Source organism: Salipiger mangrovisoli (assembly GCF_015223355.1).
In the GTDB taxonomy this organism is placed as follows: Bacteria; Pseudomonadota; Alphaproteobacteria; order Rhodobacterales; family Rhodobacteraceae; genus Salipiger; species Salipiger mangrovisoli.
This window is the reverse complement of the sequence record NZ_JADFFK010000020.1, coordinates 68,930-90,776: the sequence shown is the minus strand read 5'-3', so window position 1 is coordinate 90,776 and position 21,847 is coordinate 68,930. Positions and strand designations below refer to the sequence as shown.

Genomic DNA, 21,847 nt, shown 5'->3' with positions numbered 1-21,847 from the left:
CCCCATGCGCGCGCCCTCTGTCCGGCAGAAGATCTACGAGCACTTTGCCATGGCGCTGCAGACCGGCACCATCGCGCCGGGCGCGCAGCTTCCTACGGAAGCCGAGATCGCGAAGGACTTCGACGTCAGCCGCTCGACGGTTCAGAACGTGATGTCCCGCCTGATGCAGGAAGGCCTGGTGCGCCGCCAGGCCGGGCGCGGCACCTTTGCCTGTCGCCGCGACGACGACATGCAGATCCGGGTCGGGCTCGACATCCACAACATCCAGTCCTTCGAGGACGAGGTGGCGCTGGCTGGCGAAACCGTCTCCTTCCGGCTGCTCAGCTTCGCGCCCAGCCCCCTGCCCGTCCGTGCCGCGCGCAAGCTCGATCTCGAGCCGGGTCTCGAGGTCTTCTGCCTGCGCCGGCTGCGCTTTGTCGCGGGGAAATGCATCGGCAGCGAGACTCGGTGGTTCCACCCGGATCTGGCCATGTCGATGACGGCGCAGGCGCTGGCCACCGAGGGCGTTCACGCGCTGATCAAGGACCGGCTCGGGCTCGAGATCGGGCGCATCGACGCGGCGCTGCGCGCGGTGGTCGCCACATCGCAGGAGGCCCGCGAGCTGGGCATCGAGGAAGGTGCGCCGCTGCTGATGCGCGCGCATGTGCTGCTGACGCCGGACGACGGCAAGATCCTTTACGGCGAAGCGCTTTACGTGGAGCCCTTCGCCTTCCGCTACTCGGCCGGCTTCCAGGCCTGACCCCCAACCAGACCCGCCACACTAAATGAGTAGTCATTTGATCTGACTGCAATCATTTTTCTTGTGCCCGAAACCTCTTTGGCTTTACGTTGTTCAAAAGCCAAAGAGAGTCGCCATGTTCTTCGCCCCGCCATCCGAGCTCACCGCCGAAGTCTTCGCCCGCGTTCCGGCCGAGCTTGCGCCGGTCGACGCATCCGGCTGGGCCCGCGTCCAGCACCCGGGAAAGACGTTTCGGGCCTTTCTTGAGGGACCGTCCTTCGACCGAGACGGCAACCTCTACTGCGTCGACATCTGCCACGGCCGGATCCTGCGCTTCGACCCGCAGGGCGATGTCACCGTCGCCGCCGAATACGACGGCGAGCCCAATGGCCTGAAGATCCACCGCGACGGACGCATCTTCATCGCCGATCACGCCCACGGGCTGATGGTGATGGACCCCGTCTCGGGCAAGGTCGAGCCGTTCCTGACCCGCCCAGGACTCGAGCGGTTCCACGGGCTCAACGACCTGCATTTCGCGCTGAACGGCGATCTGTGGTTCACCGATCAGGGCCAGAGCGGGCTGCACGCGCCCTATGGCCGGCTGTTCCGGCTGACCGCGGACGGCGCGCTCGATTGCGTCATCGACAATATTCCCAGTCCCAACGGCCTGTGCCTGAACGAGGATGAAAGCCAGCTCTTCCTTGCCGTGACCCGAGCCAATGCCGTCTGGCGCGTCCGGTTCCTGCCCGATGGCCGGACCGTGGCGAAATCCGGCACCTTCATCCAGCTCTCGGGCGGGCTTGCCGGGCCGGACGGGCTGGCGCTCGGCACCGGTGGCGAGCTTGCGATCGGCCACATGGGGCTTGGTACGGTGTGGATCATGTCGCGCCTCGGCGAGCCGATGTTCCGCATCCGCAGCCCCGAGGGGCTGCTGACCGCCAACATGGCCTTCGGCGGCCCCGAGGGGCGGCATCTCTACATCACCGAGGCCTCCACCGCCTCGATCCTGCGCGTCGAGCTGCCCTTCGCGGGCAAGCCGATGTTCGCACTGAGCTGAAATCACCATCCGGCGAGGAGAGCGCCGAAGGGAGGAAAGACATGAAAGCGATAGACCGGCTGCTGTCAGCCGTCGAGGTTTCCATCATTCTGATCGGGTCCCTGCTGGGGCTGGGGCTGGCGGTGCTGCAGGTCATCCTGCGCTACGCCTTCAGCACCGGCATCCACTGGCTCGAGGCGGGATCGGTCACCGCGCTGGTCTGGGCGATGCTCATGGCGGCGAGCCGGGCGATCCGCACCGGCACCCACCCCCGTGTCGACCTGCTGGCACATGTCCTGCCTCCCCGGGCCCGCGCCGCGCTGAACACCCTCGCCTTCGGCGCCGCGCTGCTGCTGGCGGCCTTCTATCTTGACGACGCGGTGAGCTACGCGCGCTTCGTCTGGGGCATGGGCGTCACGCATCCGGAGTTCGGCGGCAACCTCGCCCTGCCCTTCGCGATCCTGCCGGTGATCCTCGCCTTCTTCGTGATCCGCTACGCCATGCTGATCATCGCGATGTGGACGGACGTCCGCTTGGAACCTGAAGACGCGTTTCTCGACCGCGTCGGCACCCCCGTCACCAAGGTGCACAAATGACTGTCGCATTCCTCATTGTTCTCTTCTTTGTGCTGATTCTCATCGGCGCCCCGATCGCGGTCGCTCTCGGCGGCTCGGCCGTGCTGGCCTCCATGGTCTTCGCACCGATCCCCGACGGGATTTTCGGCCAGAAGCTCTTCGGGAACGTCAACCACTACACGCTGATGGCCGTGCCCTTCTTCTTCCTCGCCGCCGAATTCATGGAAACCGGCGGGCTGGTGCACCGGCTGATCGGCGTCGCCCGCGTCTTCGTCGGGCACCTGCGGGCAGGCCTTGGCATGACCGCCGTGCTGACATGCATCCTCTTCGCCGCGATCTCGGGCTCCAGCCCGGCGACCGTCGCCGCCGTCGGCAACATCATGTTCCCCGCCCTGCGCGAGGAAGGCTACTCGGACCGCTACGCCATCGGCGCCCTCGCCACGGCAGGCGCGATCGGGATCCTGCTGCCGCCGTCGATCCCGCTGATCCTCTATGGCTTCGTCACCGAGACCCCTATCCCCGCGCTGTTCCTCGCCGGCATCGTTCCCGGCCTCATCTACGGCGCCCTGCTGCTCTTCACCGCGCGTTTCCTTGCCCGCAACGAAAAGGTCACCGTGCGCCCCCGCGCCACCGCCGCCGAGGCCCGGTCCACGCTGACGTCCGCAATCCCCGCGCTGATGCTGCCGGTGTTCATCGTGATCGGCATCTACGGCCTGCCGGCCTTCGACCTTGGCGCCTTCGCCTACGACGGCGGCGCGATCTTCACGCCGACCGAAGCCGCCGCCGTCTCGGCCGTGCTGGCCATCCTCATCGGCCTGCTGATCTACCGCGAGTTGAAACTGCGCGACATCCCGCGCGTCGTGATCGCCGTCGGCCCGCGCGTCGGCATGATCTTCTGGATCACCACCAACGCGCTGATCTTCGGCTACTTCATCACCAAGATCGGCCTGCCCGGCCAGCTGGCGCAGGCGGTGCTGAACGCCAACCTCTCGCCGATCGTCTTCCTGATCTGCGTCAACCTTCTGTTGCTGGTCGTCGGCTTCTTCCTCGAGGCGGTGCCGACCATCCTGATCTTCGCGCCGCTGCTGCAACCTGCGGCGCAGAGCCTCGGGATCGACCCGGTGCATTTCGCGATCATCATGATCGTCAACATCGAGATGGGCATGATCACCCCGCCCGTCGGCATGAACCTCTTCGTCGCCTCGGGTGTCTCGGGCATGTCGGTCTTCGAGGTGTTCCGCGCCACGATCCCCTGGATGCTCGCCACCCTGGTCGCCCTGATGATCGTCACCTTCGTGCCCGCGGTCTCGCTCTGGCTGCCCGGCCCGACCATCCACTGATCCAAAGTTTCACATAGGGAGGACACCATGAAACTGACCGCAACCCTCGCCGGCCTTCTGGTCGCGGCGATGCCCATCCTGGCCACGGCCCAGCCGCTGACCATGGTCCTGTCGAACGACAACAACGCCAAGGGCCTCAAGGGACAGACCTTCGACTTCTTCGTCGAGAGGGCAAAGGAAGCACTCGGCGACGACCTGACCGCGGACATGCACCACGGCGGCACGCTCTTCGACCAGGACAGCCAGGTGGTCGGCACGCAGCTCGGCGAGGCCCAGATCATCGCCCCCGCCATCGGCATCTACTCGCAGCTCGTTCCCGAGGTGAACATGTTCGAGCTGCCGTTCCTACTGTCGAGCCCGGCGAAGATCCAGGCCGCCTTCGAAGACGAGTCCCTGCGCGCGCTCTGGGTGCCCAAGCTCCAGGCCAAGGGGATCGAGCCCGTCGCGATCTGGATGAACGGTCCGCGCGATCTCGGCTATCGCGGCGACAAGCCGGTACTGCTGCCCGAGGATGCGCAGGGTCTGAAGATCCGCGTCCAGTCCGCGCCGGTCTACGTGGCGCCCTTCGAGGCGATCCACTCCAACCCCGTCGGCGTCAGCTGGTCCGAGACCCCGACCGCGCTGGAGCAGGGTGTCATTGACGGCGCCGAGCCGACCCCGAACGCCTGGCGCGGGTCGGGCATGTGGCAGATGATCGACCAGATCACCCTCACCGAGCACATCTACACCGCCTGGATCGTCGGCGCCAACAAGATGTGGTGGGACGGCCTTACGGATGCCCAAAGGGAAGGGCTGCAATCCGCGCTCGACGCCGCAACGGCGTGGAACGCCGAGCAGGCTGACCAGATCAACAACCAGGATCTCGAGTTCTTCGCCTCTGAAGGCAAGCAGATCCACCGGTTGACCGAAGAGCAGCAGGCAGCCTGGAAGGACGCCATGGTCCCGGTCTGGCAAAAGTACGGCACCGAGGTGATCGGCGAAGACGGCATGAACCGTCTCATCGAGATCTCCAAGGCGGAATGAGGCATTTGGGCAGGGCTCGGAGCACTCCGGGCCCTGCTCGGCTGACGCGCACGGGCGGGGTCACCACGTGAGGCCGGAGAAGGCCGAATATGTGACGAGGTCCTCCGTGTGTCCAATCATCTCTCTCCGCGATCATCAGGTTTGGGAATGCGCTTGCGACCGAACGCGCGCACTCCAACGTCGACTGCGGTGGGGAGAAGGTGAACATCCTCACAATTGAGGACTGCGGGTTCGACCAGCAGATGTTCACTGTGTAGCGGCTCGCAACGCTGCCGATCGATCCAACGTGTAGACCTATATCGGGCGCGTGACGCATCTGGGATCTTGGCGAAGCGATCGGCGATGGAGCGGCCCGAGCCTTGCGGCGGGGCAACGACATGCTCTGCCCCCTCCTCGACCGCGCGGGCCCTGCGCGTGGGCAGGATAAGGGAGACGCATCCAAGAAGCCCAGCAGCCCGTCAAGGCGCACCCACAGCAGAGGGGCGACACTGCGCGAAAACGCATGCAGGCGCGCCTGGATCACGTTGCGCGACGCATCGCTTCGGGCAGTTCGAAGCTTGAGGCCATCCGCTGCCTCGAGCGCTACATTGCCCGGGGCGTCTTCGGCATCCTCATGCGTCGGCGCACGGAAATCAATCAGAGCCAGATCGCGGTTTGACACCTAGAAAGGCGTCCAGTTCACCAGCTCGCGCTTCACGCAACCCTTGCTGGCCGTGCCGTGAACGGAGGGCCGCGGGCGCTCGATCGGCAACTTCATGATCGAACGTCTATCGCGATCGTTGAAAGGCGAGTGCGTCTTCCTCGATGCCTTCGCCCCGGCTCCGCCGCCCGGGCCGGCATCGGCACATGGATGACCATCTACAACACCGAGCGCCCACATTCGGCACCCGGACTCAGAACACCGGTCGGGGCCCATCAGGACCCAGACATTCACGCGGCGGAAGGATCAACAGGCAAGCTTGGCAGCGCCGCAGACCTGTCCGGGAAGATGAGGACCACCTCGGAGCCGCTGACAAAGCTGCGTGCCGCCGCGGGGCAGGCTCGATCGTGAACAGAGTATTGCCCGCGCCCCCAAGTGGTATGCAGGACATCTCTTCTGCTTGAGCAAGCAACGGCTGAGACGCCACTGAACAGCATGCCGGTGCGGCTCCCAACGGGCAGTTTGGCGCGATACGCAACAGGCTATGGCGCAGGGTGCAAAGACGGGCGGCCTGCGGCTGTCTAGCTTTGACCGGACATGGCCCGGTGCCTCCGGGTGCCATGACGGGAGGAGACCGACATGCTCGACAAATTCATGACCCGCGAAGCCACGCAGGCCGACCAAGGCGGCAGCTTCGCGGTGCGCAACCCCAGCACCGGCGAGATCGTCGCCCATGTGCCCAACGCCACCGAGGACATGCTGAATGCCGCCGTTGCCGCGGCCAATGAGGCGTTTCCCGCGTGGTCCGCAACGCCTGATGCCGAGCGCAAGGAGATCTGCCGACGCATTGTCGCGGCGCTCGGAGAGCACAGCGAAGAGCTTGCCCGGCTCATCACGCTCGAGCAGGGCAAGCCGCTGAACGGGCTCGGCTCCCGCTGGGAAGTCGGCGGCGCGCAGGCTTGGGCGGCGCATACCGCCGAACTCGACGTGCCGGTGAAAGTGCTGCAGCAGGACGACGGCGGATACGTCACGCTCGAACGTCGGCCGCTCGGTGTCGTGGGGTCGATCACGCCATGGAACTTCCCTCTGATGATCGCCATCTGGCACATCATGCCGGCGCTGCGCACCGGCAATACGGTGGTTCTGAAGCCCTCGCCAAACACGCCGCTGGCGACGCTGCGCATGGTTGAGGTCCTGAACACGCTGCTGCCCGCCGGGGTGCTGAATGTCGTCACCGGCGATGACCGGGAGGTGAACCTCGGTGCCCTGATGTCGGCGCATCCGGGGATCCGCAAGATCGTCTTCACCGGCTCCTGCGCGACGGGGCAGAAGGTGATGCAGAGCGCCGCGCAGACGATGAAGCGTCTGACGCTCGAACTGGGAGGCAACGACGCGGGCATCGTGCTGCCGGATGCCGATCCGCAGGCGATCGCCGAGGGCCTGTTCTGGGGGGCTTTCATCAACAACGGCCAGACCTGTGCGGCGATGAAGCGGCTCTACGTCCACGACAGCATCCATGATGCGGTCTGCGAGGCGCTGGTAGCCTATGCCCGCAACATCCCCGTCGGCGACGGCCTGGACGAGGCCAGCGTGCTCGGCCCGGTACAGAACCAGATGCAGTTCGACAAGCTCAGGAGGCTGGTCGAGGATGCGACGCGGACCGGCACCGTGCTGCTCGGCGGCACGCCGGGCGAAGGTCTGTTTTTCCCACCGACCATCATCTCCGGGCTGAAGAACGGCGATGCGCTGGTCGATGAGGAGCAGTTCGGCCCGGCCCTGCCGGTGATCCGCTACAGTGACATCGAGCAGGCCATCGCCGATGCCAACGCGCTCGAAACCGGGCTCGGCGGCTCGATCTGGAGCAGCGACCCCGCCGCCGCGCGCGCGCTGGCGGCGCGGCTGGAGTGCGGCTCGGTCTGGATCAACAAGCACGGCATGATCCAGCCCAACGCGCCCTTTGGCGGGCGCAAGCAGTCGGGGATGGGCGTCGAGTTCGGCGAAGAGGGGCTGCTCGAGTACACCGACATTCAGGTCATTTTTTCCTGATCTGGACCACTGCGGCGGGCGCAGCCGAGGAGGTGCGCCGCCGCTCACATGCAATGGGAGGAAACCATGACGAAAGATCTTTCCAGCTCGGGCCTGTCCCGGCGCAGTTTCATCGGACGGACGGCGGTCGCCTCGGGCGTCCTCAGCCTGGGCGGCGGCTTGTGGGGCGCCTCGGTCAACCCGGCCAATGCCCAGCAGCAGCAGTATGATTACGTCATCATCGGCGCCGGCAGCGCGGGCTGCGTGCTGGCCAACCGGCTGACCGAGGAGGGTGCACGCGTGCTGCTGATCGAAGCCGGCGGCCCCGACACCTCCGAGATGATCTCGACCCCGATGCGGCTGATCGAGCTCTGGGGCACGGACTACGACTGGGGCTACCAGACCGTGCCGCAGGAGCATGCCGCGGGGCGCCAGCTCTACTGGCCGCGCGGCAAGACGCTCGGCGGTTCCTCGTCGCTGAACGGCATGATCTACGTGCGCGGCAATGCCTCGGATTACGACGCCTGGGCGACCGACTTTGGCTGCGAAGGCTGGGACTACGCTTCGGTGCTGCCCTACTTCAAGAAGTCCGAAGACTTTTCCCGCGGCGCCGACGAATACCACGGTGCGGGTGGCCCGCTGCATGTCACCGCCGATTTCGAACCGCATCCGGTCACCCGAGCCATGGTCGAGGCGGCGCAGCAGGCAGGTCACCCGCTGAACGAGGACACCAATGGCGCGCAGCAGGACGGCGTGGCCTATGTCGACCTCAACACCCATGACGGCAAGCGCGCCTCGACCGCAGTCGCCTTCCTGCGTCCGGCGCTCGAGCGCGAGAACCTGTCGCTGATCACCAATGCCCGCGTGCTGAAGGTCGATCTAGACGGGACCCGCGCCACCGGGGTCACCTACCTGCAGGAAGGCGAGAGCCGCAGCGTGAGCGCCACCCGCGAGGTCATCGTCTGCGGCGGCGCGATCGAGAGCCCGCGCATCCTGATGATGTCGGGCATCGGCCCGCGCGCGCACCTCGAGGAGGTCGGCATCACGCCGCGCCACGACCTGCCGGGCGTTGGCCAGAACCTGAACGATCACACGCTCTGCCCGGTGATCTACGAGGGCGCACAGCAGTTGCCGCCGCCAGACGACATGGCGATCACCGTCCTGCACGCGCATCTCTTCGCCAAATCGGATCCGTCTCTGCCGGGGCCAGACATGCAGCCGCTGTTCTTCAACGTGCCCTATTACGCGCCGGAGATGGAGCAGCCGACGGCCAATGCCTTCACCTTCAATGCCTCGGGGGTGCAACCGGCTTCGAGCGGGGAGATCCGCCTGACCGGCCCGTCGATCGACGATCCGCTGCACATCGACCCAAAAGTGCTGTCGCAGCAGCATGACGTCGACATCCTGGTGATGTCGATCAAGCAGATGCGCGAGATCGCCGGTCAGCCTGCTCTGGCGAAGTGGAAGGGGCGCGAGATCTACCCGGGCGAGGACGTGCAGGACGACGCGGCGCTGGCCGAATATGCGCGCTCGGCGGTGATGTCCTATCACCACCAGAACGGCACCTGCGCGATGGGCACCGGGGATATGGCAGTGGTCGATCCCGAGCTGCGGGTGCGCGGGCTCGAGGGGCTGCGCGTCGTTGATGCCTCGATCTTCCCGAAGGTCATGGCCGGAAATACCAACGCTCCGGTGATCATGGTCGCCGAAAAAGCCGCCGATCTGATCAAGGCGGCGCACAGCTGATCCTGGGTTGTGCGACGAACCACGCCCGCGCCGCTGGTGCGGGCGTGGTCAACTACCTGCGAACACCCTTCCGATAGGTGCCGGGTGACTGTCCGAACCGCGTGCGGAAACTGCGGTGGAAATGCGCGAGGTCATTGTAGCCCGCCTCGAAGGCGATCTCCGCGACGGTGAGCTCGGGCGCCGAGAGCAGGCTTTGCCGGGCACGCGCCAATCGCGCGTCCTGCAACGCTGCGCTCGCCGTCTCGCCGACCGCCGAGAACAGCCGCTGCACGGAACGGCGCGACATCCCAAGGTCGCGGCACAACGCATCCAGATCATAGTCCGCCTGAGCAGCGTGCGACCGGATCAGCGCCCGCGCGCGCTCCAGCCGGTCTGCGTCTTTCGGGGGGAGGGTCGGCACTTCTAGCTCGCGGCAGCGCACGTAGGTCGCCAGGAGCTCGACCAGCATGTCCGAGAGCTGCGGCCGGGCCCTGCAATCGTCCGAGATGATCTTGGCCAGCACCGCCTCGAGCGCCGCCGAAAGCGGATCGCCGGGGTCGATCGGCAGCCCGCCGACGCAGGAGGTGCCCAGTCGGCGGAGGGTCTCGTCGCGCGGCAGATGCATCGAGATTTTCCGCGTCAGCCCGCCCGAGTAGTGGAACTCCGAAGGAAAGGCGGGATCAACCAGGTGGAACGTCCCCGGCGTCAGCACCGTCCGGGTCTCGCCCTGGCAGATCATGCTTTGTCCGGCCTGTTGGTAGATCAGGAAAAGGTGCCGGGCGGGATCCTGCCGGATCATCGCCGCATCCCGCCAGATCGCGCGCAGCTCGGTCGCGACGACGGCTGCATCGAACAGGCCGAAGTTGCGCATCCCGATCGCCCCATCGAACACGTCGCCGCGATCATGCACCGCAAGATCGAAGCGTCCGCAGACACCGACCAGCTTACTGCGGGCATCTTCGACGCGGACCGGCACGGCAGTCTCAAAGGTGCCGGCCTCTGCGACACACAATGGCTGTGACATGACTTCTTCCTCCCGGAAATGAGGCTAGCATGCGGCATGCCGGACGGACAATGTGCACCATCGACCCGCTCACGAAGCGCGTGAGGAACCCGGCCAGCGGTCGCATCCTAAGGGAGAGGCAGTGGCTGCCGCCGGCATCGCAGCGCACGGCCAGAAAGTCACGGGACCGCGTTGGACACGCAGGGGCCCGACGCGAAGGCCAGCCTAGCTCTGCTCAGGTTCAAATTTCGACAGCCAGAGACGCAGGGCGTCCTCCAGGCCCTCGCGGACGTCCGGAGGCAGGTCGGCCAGCATCCGATGCTGGTTGGCGACGTGGTCCGTGACGACGCGCTCGATCAGGTCGAAGCCTTTTTCGGTAAGGGCGACAACCGATCCACGCCGATCGACCGGATCCGGGCGGCGCTCGATCAGCCCGTCCGCTTCCAGGCGATCCAACCGGTTCGTCATCGTGCCCGACGTGACCATCGTCCAGGCGATCAGGGCCGAAGGGTTGAGCGAATAGGGCGGCCCTGAACGACGCAGAGTTGCCAGCACGTCGAAGCTGGCCTGGGTCAGATCGTGCGCCTTGTAGACCTGCGCGTGTTGCTCGCTGAGATGATCCGCCAGGCGCTTCAGCCTGCCCAGCATCGCCATCGGAGCAACATCAAGGTCAGGGCGTTCTTTACGCCATTGGGCGAGGATGAGGTCGACTTGGTCCATGCTCGCTTGCTACGCCCGAACTATCTTGACGTCAAGATTTATGGCAGTTTATCTCGACGTCGAGATATTTTGGAGAGACCGATGTCCCGCACGACAGACGCGCTTCTGGCCGCATCCGCCCCGGTGATCTGGGGCAGCACCTACATTGTCACCACAGAGCTTTTGCCGCCGGGCTATCCGTTCACCGCCGCCGTTCTGCGCGCCTTACCTGCGGGGCTCCTGCTATTGGCGGTCACGCGCCAGATGCCTCCGCGCGCGTGGGTCGGGCGGCTTGCCATCCTTGGTAGCCTCAATTTCGCGATCTTCTGGTCGGCGCTGTTCATTGCCGCCTACCGTTTGCCCGGCGGTGTCGCGGCGACGCTGGGCGCCATCCAGCCGATGATCGTGCTTGTCCTGGCGCGCGTAGTTCTGGGCTCTCACATCACGCTGCGCGGGGTCGGAGCGGCCATCGGCGGGATCGGCGGGGTCGCACTGCTGGTCCTGGGGCCACACGCCACGCTCGATGTCATCGGCGTCGCGGCGGCGATCACCGGTGCCGTCGCAATGGCGGCAGGTGTCGTCCTCACGAGAAAGTGGAGGCCGGATGTTTCGGCGCTGACCTTTACCGCGTGGCAACTGACGGCCGGCGGGCTGCTCTTGGTACCTTTCGCGCTGGCACTCGAGCCGCGGCTTCCCGCTCCGAGCCTCGCCAATCTCGCAGGGTTCATCTGGCTCGGTCTCGCCGGTGCCGCGCTCAGCTACTACTTCTGGTTCCGTGGCATCGAGCGGCTGGGGCCCACCTCGGTGACCGGCTTCGGCTTTCTCAGCCCGCTCACGGCCGTCGCGCTCGGGTGGCTCATCCTCGGTGAGGCGCTCACGCCAATGCAGCTTGCGGGCGCAGCAATCGTGCTAGGATGCGTCTGGCTCGGCGGCCGCCCCGCCCGCGGGCTTGCACCGAAGGGTCAGGGAGCGTGATCGGGCGCGTCTTGAGGTCGGGGCCCATCGAAGCTGTACCTGCGTCCGATGGAGATGTCGGCCACTTCTCCCGCGCGATCTGCTGTGAACACGCGCCAAACTGCGCCAAGGGCGTTCCAGGTGCTCCATCTCCGTTTCGGCGACCATCGCAGTGCAGTGGCATTGCGCGCTCCTGCCCGCCGGGCCGCCCGACCGCGGGGTTCCAAATCCAAATAGGGACCATGAACCGCTGCGGCGCGCCAGGAAGGACCAAGTTCGGCCCGGAGCCATGGGCCGACAATAGTGGGCAAAGACTCTACCGAAGCGTCGAGAAGGGCACGTCGGACAGCAATGCGATGCATGATTGCCAAAGGTTGTCGCTCGGCACGCATGTCATCGCAGCGGAAGGCCGCCGGACGACCGCGCATCTGTGGACCCGCCTAGGCCCAGGACTTCGGTGACGGGTCCCTCGCGGTCAAGGTGTTACGGCCACACGAGTGGACCCCGCCGACGGGACCTCCTGGCCCGGTCGATCCAACTGCCTTCATACGGCGCTGCCGAGAGGCGCTTCGAGAACAGTCTTCGGGTCTTGGTCAGTGCCAGGGCTGCCGACGAGGTGCAGGCTCGACGCAGTTCCGGCGGCTCCATCACATAGGCGCGCTCCGGCGGGCGAAGCGGTTTGGACCAAGTCATAGGCATCGCTGCCGTTCTCAAGGTCGTCCCGTCGATTCAGATGCGATGCAGCGCGACGGCCATGCGCCGCGCCAGAGCGACCATTGCGCGATTGCGGCCGTGGCGCTGACGCCTCGGACGTTCCGTTCTGCGGACGGGCGGCGAAAGGATGTCAGGTCAACCCAGGATCCAACAATTTTCGATGACCGGAAGCGCGACGGGTCGTCGAAGACAGAACGATAGGTGAGTGCGACAATGGCTCAGATGCCGGGCATGGTCATCAGGCGCGTATCCCCTTGCCTTTCAACGGTTCCCGGAACCAGTGAGCCTCGTATCCTCGCTCCCCTGTCCTGCCGAGACGAACAGGTCGATGGGCCGCCCCTGGCTGTCGCAGATGGCGTGCAGCTTCGTGGTCTCGCTCGAACCGGTGGCGCTTGGCCGCTCGCCTCCACCGCTTCCAACGGCTGTAGAGCACCATCTGGGGCCCCTATTCCCTTGGCGCAGATCGCAAGCGCAACCCATTTCGAATGACGAAAGTAATGCCGCCAAGGACGCGCCCGTCATCAAACCGGGGCTTGCGAAACGTGGCTCCAGGGGTGCCATCTACGCCTCTCTCAACCAGAAGAGATCAGACATATCCCCGCTCGATGTTCTCGCCGTGAGCCACGTGCCTCTCCGCCGCGATCAATGGGTCCCGAACCTAAGTTCCGACCTTCTTTCCGAAGTTCAGCTTGAGCCGGTGCCTCAGGAACCGCGCGCCCGCGGTGAACGTCTCGGGCGCCTGGACTCGCAAGGCTATCAGATAGGCGCAGCTATAGGCGGCCATGCCGGCCAGCAACCGCATGAGCTCTGACCCGTCGAGGAAGTGTAGCACCAGAACCGCGGCCAGCGAGGCCGTGCCCGCACAGACCAATGCCGGACGCAGCGCGTCGAAGACCTTGGAAAGCGACAGGTCGATCACCCGTTTGGTCGCGACATAGGTCGGCCAGAAGGGCACGAAGGCCAGCAAGAGCTGCGCCGCCGCAACGGCGGTTATGCCAAAGGGAAGCGCCACGCCAAGGAACAGCGCGATGAACGGCAAGTTAATCAATGAGACACGAAACATCAGATCGGTGCGGCCAACCGTCTTCAAAAGGACGCCGGGCAGCAAGTTGATCACGCTCACCGAGAAGCTCAAGGCGATCAACCGCATGGGCTCGATCATCCCGTACCAGTCTTCCGTGTAGAGTACGTGAACCATTGGACCGGCGAGCACGGCAATGGCCGTTCCGACGCCAAACACCAGCAGAGCGCAATAGCTGAGGGCTTGGTAAAAGAAGCGGGCCAAATCTTCGGCATTGACCTGTATCCGGGACATCACCGGATGCAAAACGCTCCCTGCCACAGATGTGAATGTCTTGATCGCCAATTCCGGTATACGGAACGATATTGCGTAAATCCCCAGCGCGGCCGGTCCGAGAAACTTGCCAACCAAGAGATTGTCCAAAACCCGCGAGGTGGCGCTTATAGTTTCGGCGCCAATCAGGTACGATCCGTAGCGCATCACATGCTTCATCGTCGCAAGGTCCGGCCAAGAATGCGGGCGCCAGGGCCGAATGATGAACAAGGTGATCGAGGCGACAATTGTGCCCGCAACGTAGCCTATGATCAAAGCCCACACGCCGTATCCGGCAATTGCGAGCGCGATAGAGATAAGACCTTTGGCCACACCTTGGGTGACGTCCGGGATTATCTTCTTTCGGAACCCTAGCTCGCGCAAAAGCAAAGAGAAGTGCACCATGCTCGAGGCGCGGATGATCAAGGTTATTGCGATTGCCGTAAGCAAGGGTGCGAGGTCCGGCGCATCGAAGATAGCCGCAAGTGGGCCAGCTCCTTGCCACATGAGAAATGCCATAACTCCCGAACTGATCAGCCCGCAAGCGAACACTGCGACGGCGGTTTCCTCTTGCCTTTCCTGCGCGGAAATCAGCGCGGCACCGAGGCCGAAGCGAGAGATGATGTCGAAGTATCCCATAATTGCAAGGCAGATTGCCATGAGGCCAAATTCAGCCGGAGCGACATACCGTGTAACTATAATTACGGCGACGAAGTTAAGCCCCTTTGTCAGCGCAAAGGAAAGATAGGCCCAAAGCAAATTCTTTTTTGTGGCCTTGCCGGGTGAAAACGCCATTTATAAAAATCCAAAAATAAGAAAGGCAAGGGTAAGAACGTGGTAAGCTGCAAAATCAAGATACACAGGAGAATCACGGGAATCATAGGAGTTCTTGGGGCCGGCGCAACCGCGGAACGGTGTCAGCCCGCGCAACGCACAGGTTTCACGCAGATCCGCGATGGCCTTCTTGTAGAGGGCGGCAGCGGGCTCGCGCGAGCGACTTCCGCTTCGCCGACTGGTCCTTGATGGTCTCGTCAATCACCCTATGCATTGCTAGGTTCGCCTTCGTGGAAGGCGCGGGTATTGGCTCGGCCCCTAAATCAAGCCTTCAAGGCTTGCGCGGTGAGCTTCATCTTTCGCTTCGGGTCAAGAGTGGAGGCCAATATCAATTTAATCTTCGTTATCTTCGAGGCACTCGGATAGGTGAGGGTTATGAATTTGAGGAAAGAATACATCGCATCTTTGCTTTTGGGAATTTTCTCCAAAGTGTCCCCCACGGCCCGCAAATCTATTTGGTATCTCGCAAGAATGTACTTGAAGATATCCATCCTCAATTTGTCGGCACTCTCTTTCATCTGAGAGGTTTGCGAGCGCGAAAGCTGCGTCTCAGAGCGACGATATCTAACCAAAGGTTCGGGCAGATTTCCCAGCTCTCCGAACATGGATACATCAAACCAGAATTTTGAATCTTCGGCGACTGGGTAATTTTTGTCGTAGCGCAAGTTGTTCTGGCTGACCACTGACCGACGGATCATCGAGGACGGGTTCCAAAGCGGGCAGTTGCGTACCGACATAAACAAAAGTACCTCATTGTCGTCTGATTTCCGCGCGATTCTGATATCTTCACCGTTGCCAAATTGCTCTACCGCCGTTCCGCAGGCGACTTTGTGAGGATTGGCCTGCATGTATTCGACTTGTCGGCTGATCCGATCGGGTTGGCTGATATCATCGCTGTCCATCCGGGCAATGTATTCGCCCTTGGCCAACTGCAGAAGGGTGTTTGATGCGTTGATCAACCCACCGTTCTTTTCCAGGTCATGAAACCGAATTCGGGGATCTTCTGCTGCGAACGACCGAATGATTTCGGCTGTGCTGTCCTTGGAGCCGTCATTCAGTATGATGAATTCTATATTTTTGTAGGATTGAGATAATATGCTATTGATTGCTTCGGCAAGGTGCTTTTCGGAATTATAGCACGGCATAACTACGGAAACCAAAGGTTGCGTCATCGCGTTTCCCTAAGATAATATTAATAATGAAATACAAAATTCCAAACGAGAACCACGGGCTCCCGCGGCCGCTGCGCTTGCCAGACGCCGCACAGCAAGTCATGATGATAGCTGAAACTAGAAATAATTAAACACCAGAAGATCTGTACTTCGTTGAAAATTTCGCTATGGCTTGCGAGAATCGGGCACGTGCGTCGGCGGCGCGATGCTCTCGCGCTGCCAAGGCGCGGCGCTCGTTGTGAGCCATCCGCGGTTGCCCGTTGCGCTTCTCTGGGATTGTGCATCCAGGTCGATCCGGGGATGTTGCGTGCGGCCGCAAGCACTTCAGGCTCAGACGTCTCATGACATGTTGACCAGCGCCGTTCTTCCGCGACACCGTCGGGGCCAAGCTTGGCAAAGCGTCCGGTTTTCGGGGACCGCTTTACCCTCTCCAAGCTTCAAGCGGATCGAACTATGTGCCGCTTTGGCCGCGGACCCCGCTCGCTTGTCGCGGACTACGAAACGTTGACCAGCCGTCGGGCGAAATGAGCCTGGGGCCTGGTTCCGGAGCGCTGCCCTGCAAAAATCAACCCAAGAGATGCGGCGGGATCGTCGCGATGAAATCGGAGAGGTGATCGCCCAGAAGCCGCACGTGTTCGCTGGCGGCCGACATTGCCTCGTCGGGATCGCCTGCGTCGATGGCCTCGATGATCCGGCGGTGCTCGGACAACGTCGCGCGCATCTTGCCGGGCTGGAAGGTCACCTGCCGGCGGTAGGGCGACAAGCGCAGCCGCAGCGCGACGGTCTGGTCGGCCAGGAAATGCGTGTGCCCGGCCATGTAGAGCAGGTCGTGGAATTCCTCGTTTATCGCGTAGAAAGCCTCGGGATCATTGTCGGTGAAGGCCTGTTCGAGCCGGGCCTGGATCTCGAGCATCCGCTCCTTCTCCTCGCGGGTGGCGCGCCGCGCGGCGAGCCGGGCGCAGAGACCTTCGAGCGCCGCCATCAGGTCGAACATCTCGATCAACATCGGGATGGACAGGGTCGCGACGAAGGTGCCCTGCCGCCCGCGCACCTCGACGAGCCCGCTGGCCACGAGACCCTTGATCGCCTCGCGAACAGGTGTGCGGGAGACGGAGAAGCGCTTGGCGATCTCGGTCTCGTCGAGCCGGTCGCCGGGCTTCATTTCCCCCTCGACGATCAGCCGCTTGAGGTCCTCCTGCAGCTCTTCGGAGCGGGTCGGCTGGCGCAGTCGCGCCTTTTCCGGTCGCGTGTCGATGATCTGGTTCATTTGATGGGATCCTGCATCAGGGAAACGTCCGGATTAAGCCGAGGGAAGGGCGCTTCCAGTATACCCAAAAGCGAATTGGAATATACAGATCCTCCGCCACGGCATTCATCTCAGTCAATTCCAAATTGGTCAAGTTCAGCCAGCAGGACCGGCAGGAGCCGGTCCGGAGCTTCGATCTGGGGAAAATGGCCCGTGCCGTAGACGGCCTCGGGCACATTGGCGAGACAGGGCAGAGGGTCGCGGGCATGGGCCGCGGCGACCTCGGCCGAGTTCAACAGGCGCAACGGCGGCCGGAGCCGCGGCACGCGGTCGCCGGCACGCCAGGCAAAGAGCGCGTCGCGCAACGCCAGAAGGTCTTCGGCCCGCGCGCGCAGGACGTCGGTAGAGATCGCGTGGACCGTGGCCTCGGCCGTGGAGGGGGCGGCGATCGCCCGGATCATGGCGCGCGTCTGCCCGGTGGGATCGGCGGCGAACTCGGCCCGGCGGGCGACGATCACCGCGGGACTGCTGCCACCGAAGAAAGCACGGTCGGCAAGCGTGTCGAGTCCCAGAAGTCCAGCAACCCGCACAGGGTCCGCGAGCGCCGTCTCGACGATCACCGGCCCGCCCATCGAGTGCCCGACCAGCAGCGCGCCGCGAAGGTCCGCCGCTTCCAGAAGCCGAGCCAGCCCCTGTCCGAGGGTCGCCATGTCGACCGGTCCGCAGAGCGGCGCCCCGGACCCGCCCGGAAGGTCGGCCACGTGGACGGCGAAGCGCGCGGCGAGCGTGGGCAGCAGCGCGCGCCACTGCGCCCCCTGCCCGCCCCAGCCGTGCACCAGCACGAGCGGACGTCCCTGCCCGCCGGTCGCGGTCATCCGGACCGGGCCGGCGGGCGTTTCGGCCTCATGTCTGATCAAGCGGGCAGACCGAGCTTGTCGCGCAGGGTTCCCTCGGCATAGGCGGTCTTGTAGAGGCCGCGCTCCTGCAGGATTGGAAGGACAAGGTCGATGAAATCGGTGAACCCGTCCATGAACCAGCCGGGCATGACATTGAACCCGTCCGCGGCGCCGCTCTCGAACCACTCCTGCAGGGTGTCGGCCACCTGCTCGGCCGAGCCGCAGAGCACCCAGTGCCCGCGCGCGGCCGCCACCAGAGAATAGAGGTCGCGCAGCGTCATGTTCTCGCGCTTGGCCTTCGAGAGCATGGCCTTGGCGAAGGCGTGGTAGGCGTCGTTCTTGCCGAGGTCGGGGATCGGACCGTCGAGATTATGGCCGCGGAGGTCGGTGTTGAACCGCTCCGAGAGCATGCCGAGCGCGGTTTCGTCATCGACGAAGCTCATCAGGCGGGCGAGCTTGGCGCGGGCCTCCGCCTCGGTGTGGCCGACGACCGGCATCACGCCGGGCAAGATGACGAGATCGCTTTCGCGGCGGCCATTCTTCTGCAGGCGCGCCTTCAGCCCGGCGTAGAACTCCGCCGCCTCGCCGCGGTCCTGCGTCACGGTGAAGACCACATCGGCATGTTTCGCCGCCAGCTCCTGTCCGGGCTCGGAGCCCCCGGCCTGCAGGATCAGCGGCCGCCCCTGCGGCGGGCGCGAGATGTTCACCGGCCCCTTGACCTTGAAGAAGGGCCCCTCGTGGTCGACGGCATGGATCTTGCCCGCGTCGAAATAGGTGCCGCTCTCGGGGTCTTTGACCAGCGCGCCCTCGTCCCAGGCACCCCAGAGCTTCTTTACCACCTCGATGAACTCGCCCGACATCTCGTAGCGGCGGGCGTGGTCGGGGTGGGTGGTGCCGAAATTCGCCGCCGCCTGCGGGTTCGAGGTGGTCACCGAATTCCACGCCGCGCGCCCGCCCGAGATGTGATCGAGCGAGGCGAAGCCGCGCGCCAGCGTCCAGGGATCGCCGTAGGTGGTCGAGGCGGTCGCGCCGAGCCCCACGTGCCGCGTATTCATCGCCACCGCCGAGAGCATCGTCAGCGGCTCGAGCCGCGAGCAGTAGGACGGGTGCGCCGCGGGATCGGCGTTGAGGTTGTCGCCCATGAAGATCAGGTCAAAGAGCCCGCGCTCCGCCTCTTGGCAGATCGCGGTGATCTCGGAGATATCCTCGAACCCATCGATCGCCCCCGGCAACCGCCAGCCCGAGATGTGGCTGCCGGTGCCGAGCAGGAACAGGCCGAAACGGATCTGGCGGCTCATGCGCGGTAGCCCGGATCGACGCGGTCGAGATCGCGCATGAGCGCCGGCCATTCACGCTCGCCGGGGATCAGGATATCACCCTTGAGTTCCCAGAACTGCCGCGCCGCCTTCTCGCAGACGTCGTGGTCGGGGATGACCAGCGGCACGCCCGAGGCGCAGGCAGCCTGCATCTGCAACTGGATCTTCGCCGCCCGCTCGAAATAGTAGAGCAGCATGAAGGCCTCGCCCGCGGTGCGCCCGACGGTGAGGATGCCGTGGTTGCGCATCAGCATGACCGGGTTGTCGCCCAGATGCGCGACGATGCGCTGCTGCTCGGCCTCGTCGATCGCCACACCCTCGTAGTCGTGGAACCCCTGCCGGTTGTAGAAGCGCATGGCAAACTGGCTCAGCGGCAGCAGCCCGTCCGGCTGGCCCGACACAGCGGTCGAGGCGTCGGAGTGGGTATGCAGCACGCAGTGCGCGGTCTCGCTCGACTTGTGCACCGCGGCATGGATCACGAAGGCGGCCTTGTTGACCGTGTGCTCGGTCTCTTCGATCACCTCCCCGCGGGTGTTGATCTTGACCAGCGACGAGGCGGTGATCTCGCTGAAGAGCAGGCCGTAGGGGTTGATCAGGAACTGGTCCGAGGTGCCCGGCACGCGCATTGAGATGTGGTTGTAGATGAGGTCATCGAGCCCCAGCCGCGCCACCATGCGGTAGGCGGCAGCCAGCGAGACGCGGGCCTCCCACTCGCCGTCGGAATAGCGCTCGGGTTTCGGGTAATCGGTCATGGTCTGATGTCCTTTGCGTAGGTGGGGTCGGGCGTCAGCCCTTGATGCCGCTCATCGCCATGCCCTGCGTGAAGTACTTCTGCAGCAGCAGGAAAAGCAGGATGAGCGGCAGCGTTGCGACGGTGGCACCGGCGAAGGTCTCGCCCCAGTTGGGCAGCTGCGTGGGCGAGCCCTGCTGCGCGATGGCCACCTGGATGAGCTGGATGTCCGGGCTCTGCGCGATGACGAGCGGCCACAGGAAGCTGTTCCAGGAAAACAGGAAGGTCACGAGGCCCAGCGTCAGCAACGGCACTTTCACGTTGGGCAGGATCACCGAGACGAAGATGCGGACGTGCCCGGCCCCGTCGATGCGCGCCGCGTCCTCGAGATCGCGCGGCAGTTCCTCGAAGGCCTGCTTGAGCAGGAAGAGCCCGAAGGGCGAGGCGATCCAGGGGATCATCACGCCCAGGAGCGTGTTGTTCAGCCCCAGCCCCGAGACCACCTGAAAGAGCGGCACGAGCATCGCCTCGACCGGCAGCAGGAAGGTCAGCAGGATCACCACGAAGACCGCCTTGGCGCCGCGGAAGCGGATCCGGGTCAGCGCGTAGGCGGCCATCGCGCACAGCACCAGGGTCAGCGCGACCTGACCTGCCGAGACGATCGCCGTGTTCAGCAGCGCGCGCAGGATGTTGGTGCGCTCGAAGAGCGTGCGGTAGTTCTCGAGCACCGGCTCTAGCGGCAGGAAGGTGCGCCAGCTGATCGGCGTGACGTCGGCGAAGATCCCGAGCTGCGGCTTGAACGAGTTCGACACGACCCACAGGAATGGCGCGAAGAAGCAGGCGAGGATCAGCAGCAGGACGAGGGTGAGGGCAAGCGGTTTGCGCAGGGCGGTCATCAGTAGTTCCACTTTGCTCGGAGAAGCCACATCTGCAGCAGCGAGATGCCGAGCACGATCAGCAACAGCACCACCGACAGCGCCGAGGCGTAGCCCGCGTTCTGCATGACGAAGGCCATCTTGTAGACGTGGTAGACGATGAGGTTGGTGCTGTCCTGCGGGCCGCCGTCGGTCATCAGGAAGGCCGGGGCGAAGGCCTGCAGCGAGAACACGGTCATGATCACCACGACAAAGAGCGTGGTACGCGACAGCAGCGGCACGGTGATGTTCCACAGCACCTGCCAGCGCGTCGCGCCGTCGATCCGCGCCGCCTCGGCCAGTTCCTTCGGCACGCCCTGCAGTCCGCCGAGGAACAGGATCGCGGCAAAGCCGACCTGCTGCCAGGCAGTCATCACCGAGATCATGATCAGCGCCTGGTTCGGAGAGGTCAGGAAAGGCTGGCGCGGCAGGCCGAGCAGCGAGATCACCCCGTTGATCAGCCCGTTCGACGGGTCGAGCAGGAAGTTCCACATGGTCGCCACGACGACCGCCGAGGTTACCACCGGCAGCATGATGATGGTGCGCACGACGCCGCGCGCGGGCAGGTTCGAATTGAGAAAGAGCGCAAGGACGAAACCCAGCGGGATGACGATCAGCACCACGACGAGGGCAAAAAGGAACGTTGCCGCAAGGCTCTCGCGGGCGTCGTCGAAATGGAGCATGTCCTCGAAGTTCAGCAGCCCGACAAACTTCGCCGCGCCGGGGTTGAGCAGCGAGTAGTCCATGAAGGCGTTCTTCGCCATCATCGCCAGCGGCAGGTACTGGAAGACCAGCAAGAGCAGCAGGAAGGGCGCGAGAAAGGCGAAGGCCGTGCGCGTGTCGCGGCGCTGGCGCGCGGTGCGGTCGGGGCGACGGGCCAGGTTGGGCGCCGTCATCTGTCGGTCTATCGCGGTCATGCCGGCTCCGGAGTTCGGGGAAAGGGCCGGGCACCGT

General features: G+C 64.4%; 19 protein-coding genes and 3 pseudogenes. 10 read left to right on the top strand and 12 right to left on the bottom strand.

From position 1 onward, the window contains the following. The first annotated feature begins 4 nt into the window (after window positions 1–4). The 9 genes and pseudogenes from IQ782_RS22420 (at window position 5) to IQ782_RS22380 (ending at window position 9,103) form a co-directional block, all read left to right on the top strand. Window positions 5–739 carry a GntR family transcriptional regulator gene (locus IQ782_RS22420; RefSeq protein ID WP_194136905.1) on the top strand — a complete coding sequence of 245 codons (735 nt, stop codon included), beginning with the start codon at window positions 5–7 and terminating at the stop codon, window positions 737–739. Between the two features lie 115 nt (window positions 740–854). Continuing rightward, a complete protein-coding gene (locus IQ782_RS22415) occupies window positions 855–1,775 on the top strand; it encodes an SMP-30/gluconolactonase/LRE family protein (protein ID WP_194136904.1) in 921 nt (306 codons plus the stop codon). A gap of 41 nt (window positions 1,776–1,816) precedes the next feature. After that, window positions 1,817–2,350 carry a TRAP transporter small permease gene (locus IQ782_RS22410; RefSeq protein WP_194136903.1) on the top strand — a complete coding sequence of 178 codons (534 nt, stop codon included), beginning with the start codon at window positions 1,817–1,819 and terminating at the stop codon, window positions 2,348–2,350. Further along, on the top strand, window positions 2,347–3,669 hold the full coding sequence (locus tag IQ782_RS22405) for a TRAP transporter large permease (RefSeq protein WP_194136902.1): 1,323 nt from the start codon (window positions 2,347–2,349) through the stop codon (window positions 3,667–3,669). The genes IQ782_RS22410 and IQ782_RS22405 overlap by 4 nt, the downstream gene beginning before the upstream one ends. A gap of 27 nt (window positions 3,670–3,696) precedes the next feature. After that, on the top strand, window positions 3,697–4,692 hold the full coding sequence (locus tag IQ782_RS22400; RefSeq protein ID WP_194136901.1) for a TRAP transporter substrate-binding protein: 996 nt from the start codon (window positions 3,697–3,699) through the stop codon (window positions 4,690–4,692). Window positions 4,693–5,185: 493 nt separating this feature from the next. Further along, window positions 5,186–5,350, top strand: a pseudogene (locus IQ782_RS22395) (IS110 family transposase); the annotation flags it as partial. A 60-nt stretch (window positions 5,351–5,410) separates the two neighbouring features. Continuing rightward, a complete protein-coding gene (locus tag IQ782_RS30430) occupies window positions 5,411–5,743 on the top strand; it encodes an integrase core domain-containing protein (protein ID WP_420832684.1) in 333 nt (110 codons plus the stop codon). A gap of 228 nt (window positions 5,744–5,971) precedes the next feature. Further along, the gene (locus tag IQ782_RS22385) at window positions 5,972–7,378 is read left to right on the top strand and encodes an aldehyde dehydrogenase family protein (RefSeq protein ID WP_194136898.1); all 1,407 of its coding nucleotides are present in this window, start codon (window positions 5,972–5,974) and stop codon (window positions 7,376–7,378) included. A 66-nt stretch (window positions 7,379–7,444) separates the two neighbouring features. Next, a complete protein-coding gene (locus tag IQ782_RS22380) occupies window positions 7,445–9,103 on the top strand; it encodes a GMC family oxidoreductase (RefSeq protein ID WP_194136897.1) in 1,659 nt (552 codons plus the stop codon). 52 nt (window positions 9,104–9,155) lie between these two features. On the opposite strand, the gene IQ782_RS22375 is transcribed toward IQ782_RS22380, so the two are convergent. Together IQ782_RS22375 and IQ782_RS22370 are read right to left on the bottom strand one after the other, a co-directional pair. Then, window positions 9,156–10,106, bottom strand: coding sequence for a helix-turn-helix domain-containing protein (locus tag IQ782_RS22375; RefSeq protein ID WP_194136896.1), 951 nt, complete (start codon window positions 10,104–10,106; stop codon window positions 9,156–9,158). 204 nt (window positions 10,107–10,310) lie between these two features. Then, complete coding sequence (locus IQ782_RS22370; RefSeq protein ID WP_194136895.1) at window positions 10,311–10,805, bottom strand: MarR family winged helix-turn-helix transcriptional regulator; 495 nt, start codon at window positions 10,803–10,805, stop codon at window positions 10,311–10,313. Between the two features lie 81 nt (window positions 10,806–10,886). Between IQ782_RS22370 and IQ782_RS22365 the strand changes: the two genes are divergently transcribed. After that, window positions 10,887–11,759 carry an EamA family transporter gene (locus tag IQ782_RS22365; protein WP_194136894.1) on the top strand — a complete coding sequence of 291 codons (873 nt, stop codon included), beginning with the start codon at window positions 10,887–10,889 and terminating at the stop codon, window positions 11,757–11,759. A gap of 708 nt (window positions 11,760–12,467) precedes the next feature. On the opposite strand, the pseudogene IQ782_RS30515 reads toward IQ782_RS22365, so the two are convergent. The 10 genes and pseudogenes from IQ782_RS30515 to IQ782_RS22325 all read right to left on the bottom strand — a co-directional run. Continuing rightward, window positions 12,468–12,697, bottom strand: a pseudogene (locus IQ782_RS30515) (transposase); the annotation flags it as partial. Next, window positions 12,694–13,013 (bottom strand): annotated as a pseudogene (locus IQ782_RS29920) (transposase family protein); the annotation flags it as partial. The pseudogenes IQ782_RS29920 and IQ782_RS30515, both read right to left, overlap by 4 nt. Before the next feature lie 97 nt (window positions 13,014–13,110). After that, entirely contained in the window at window positions 13,111–14,580 is a 1,470-nt protein-coding gene (locus tag IQ782_RS22360; protein WP_194136893.1) for a lipopolysaccharide biosynthesis protein, read from the bottom strand. Between the two features lie 302 nt (window positions 14,581–14,882). Continuing rightward, window positions 14,883–15,791, bottom strand: coding sequence for a glycosyltransferase family 2 protein (locus IQ782_RS22355; protein WP_194136892.1), 909 nt, complete (start codon window positions 15,789–15,791; stop codon window positions 14,883–14,885). 565 nt (window positions 15,792–16,356) lie between these two features. Continuing rightward, on the bottom strand, window positions 16,357–17,058 hold the full coding sequence (locus IQ782_RS22350) for a GntR family transcriptional regulator (protein ID WP_194136891.1): 702 nt from the start codon (window positions 17,056–17,058) through the stop codon (window positions 16,357–16,359). A 110-nt stretch (window positions 17,059–17,168) separates the two neighbouring features. Continuing rightward, window positions 17,169–17,954, bottom strand: coding sequence for an alpha/beta fold hydrolase (locus tag IQ782_RS22345; protein WP_194136890.1), 786 nt, complete (start codon window positions 17,952–17,954; stop codon window positions 17,169–17,171). Next, window positions 17,951–19,231 carry an LLM class flavin-dependent oxidoreductase gene (locus tag IQ782_RS22340; protein ID WP_194136889.1) on the bottom strand — a complete coding sequence of 427 codons (1,281 nt, stop codon included), beginning with the start codon at window positions 19,229–19,231 and terminating at the stop codon, window positions 17,951–17,953. The genes IQ782_RS22345 and IQ782_RS22340 overlap by 4 nt, the downstream gene beginning before the upstream one ends. Further along, window positions 19,228–20,001 (bottom strand): class II aldolase/adducin family protein, encoded by a 774-nt coding sequence (locus IQ782_RS22335; RefSeq protein WP_194136888.1) that lies wholly within the window; start codon window positions 19,999–20,001, stop codon window positions 19,228–19,230. Before IQ782_RS22335 ends, IQ782_RS22340 begins: the two co-directional genes overlap by 4 nt. A 34-nt stretch (window positions 20,002–20,035) precedes the next feature. Beyond that, a complete protein-coding gene (locus IQ782_RS22330) occupies window positions 20,036–20,875 on the bottom strand; it encodes a carbohydrate ABC transporter permease (RefSeq protein ID WP_194136887.1) in 840 nt (279 codons plus the stop codon). After that, complete coding sequence (locus IQ782_RS22325; protein WP_194136886.1) at window positions 20,875–21,810, bottom strand: carbohydrate ABC transporter permease; 936 nt, start codon at window positions 21,808–21,810, stop codon at window positions 20,875–20,877. Before IQ782_RS22325 ends, IQ782_RS22330 begins: the two co-directional genes overlap by 1 nt. Window positions 21,811–21,847 lie beyond the last annotated feature (37 nt).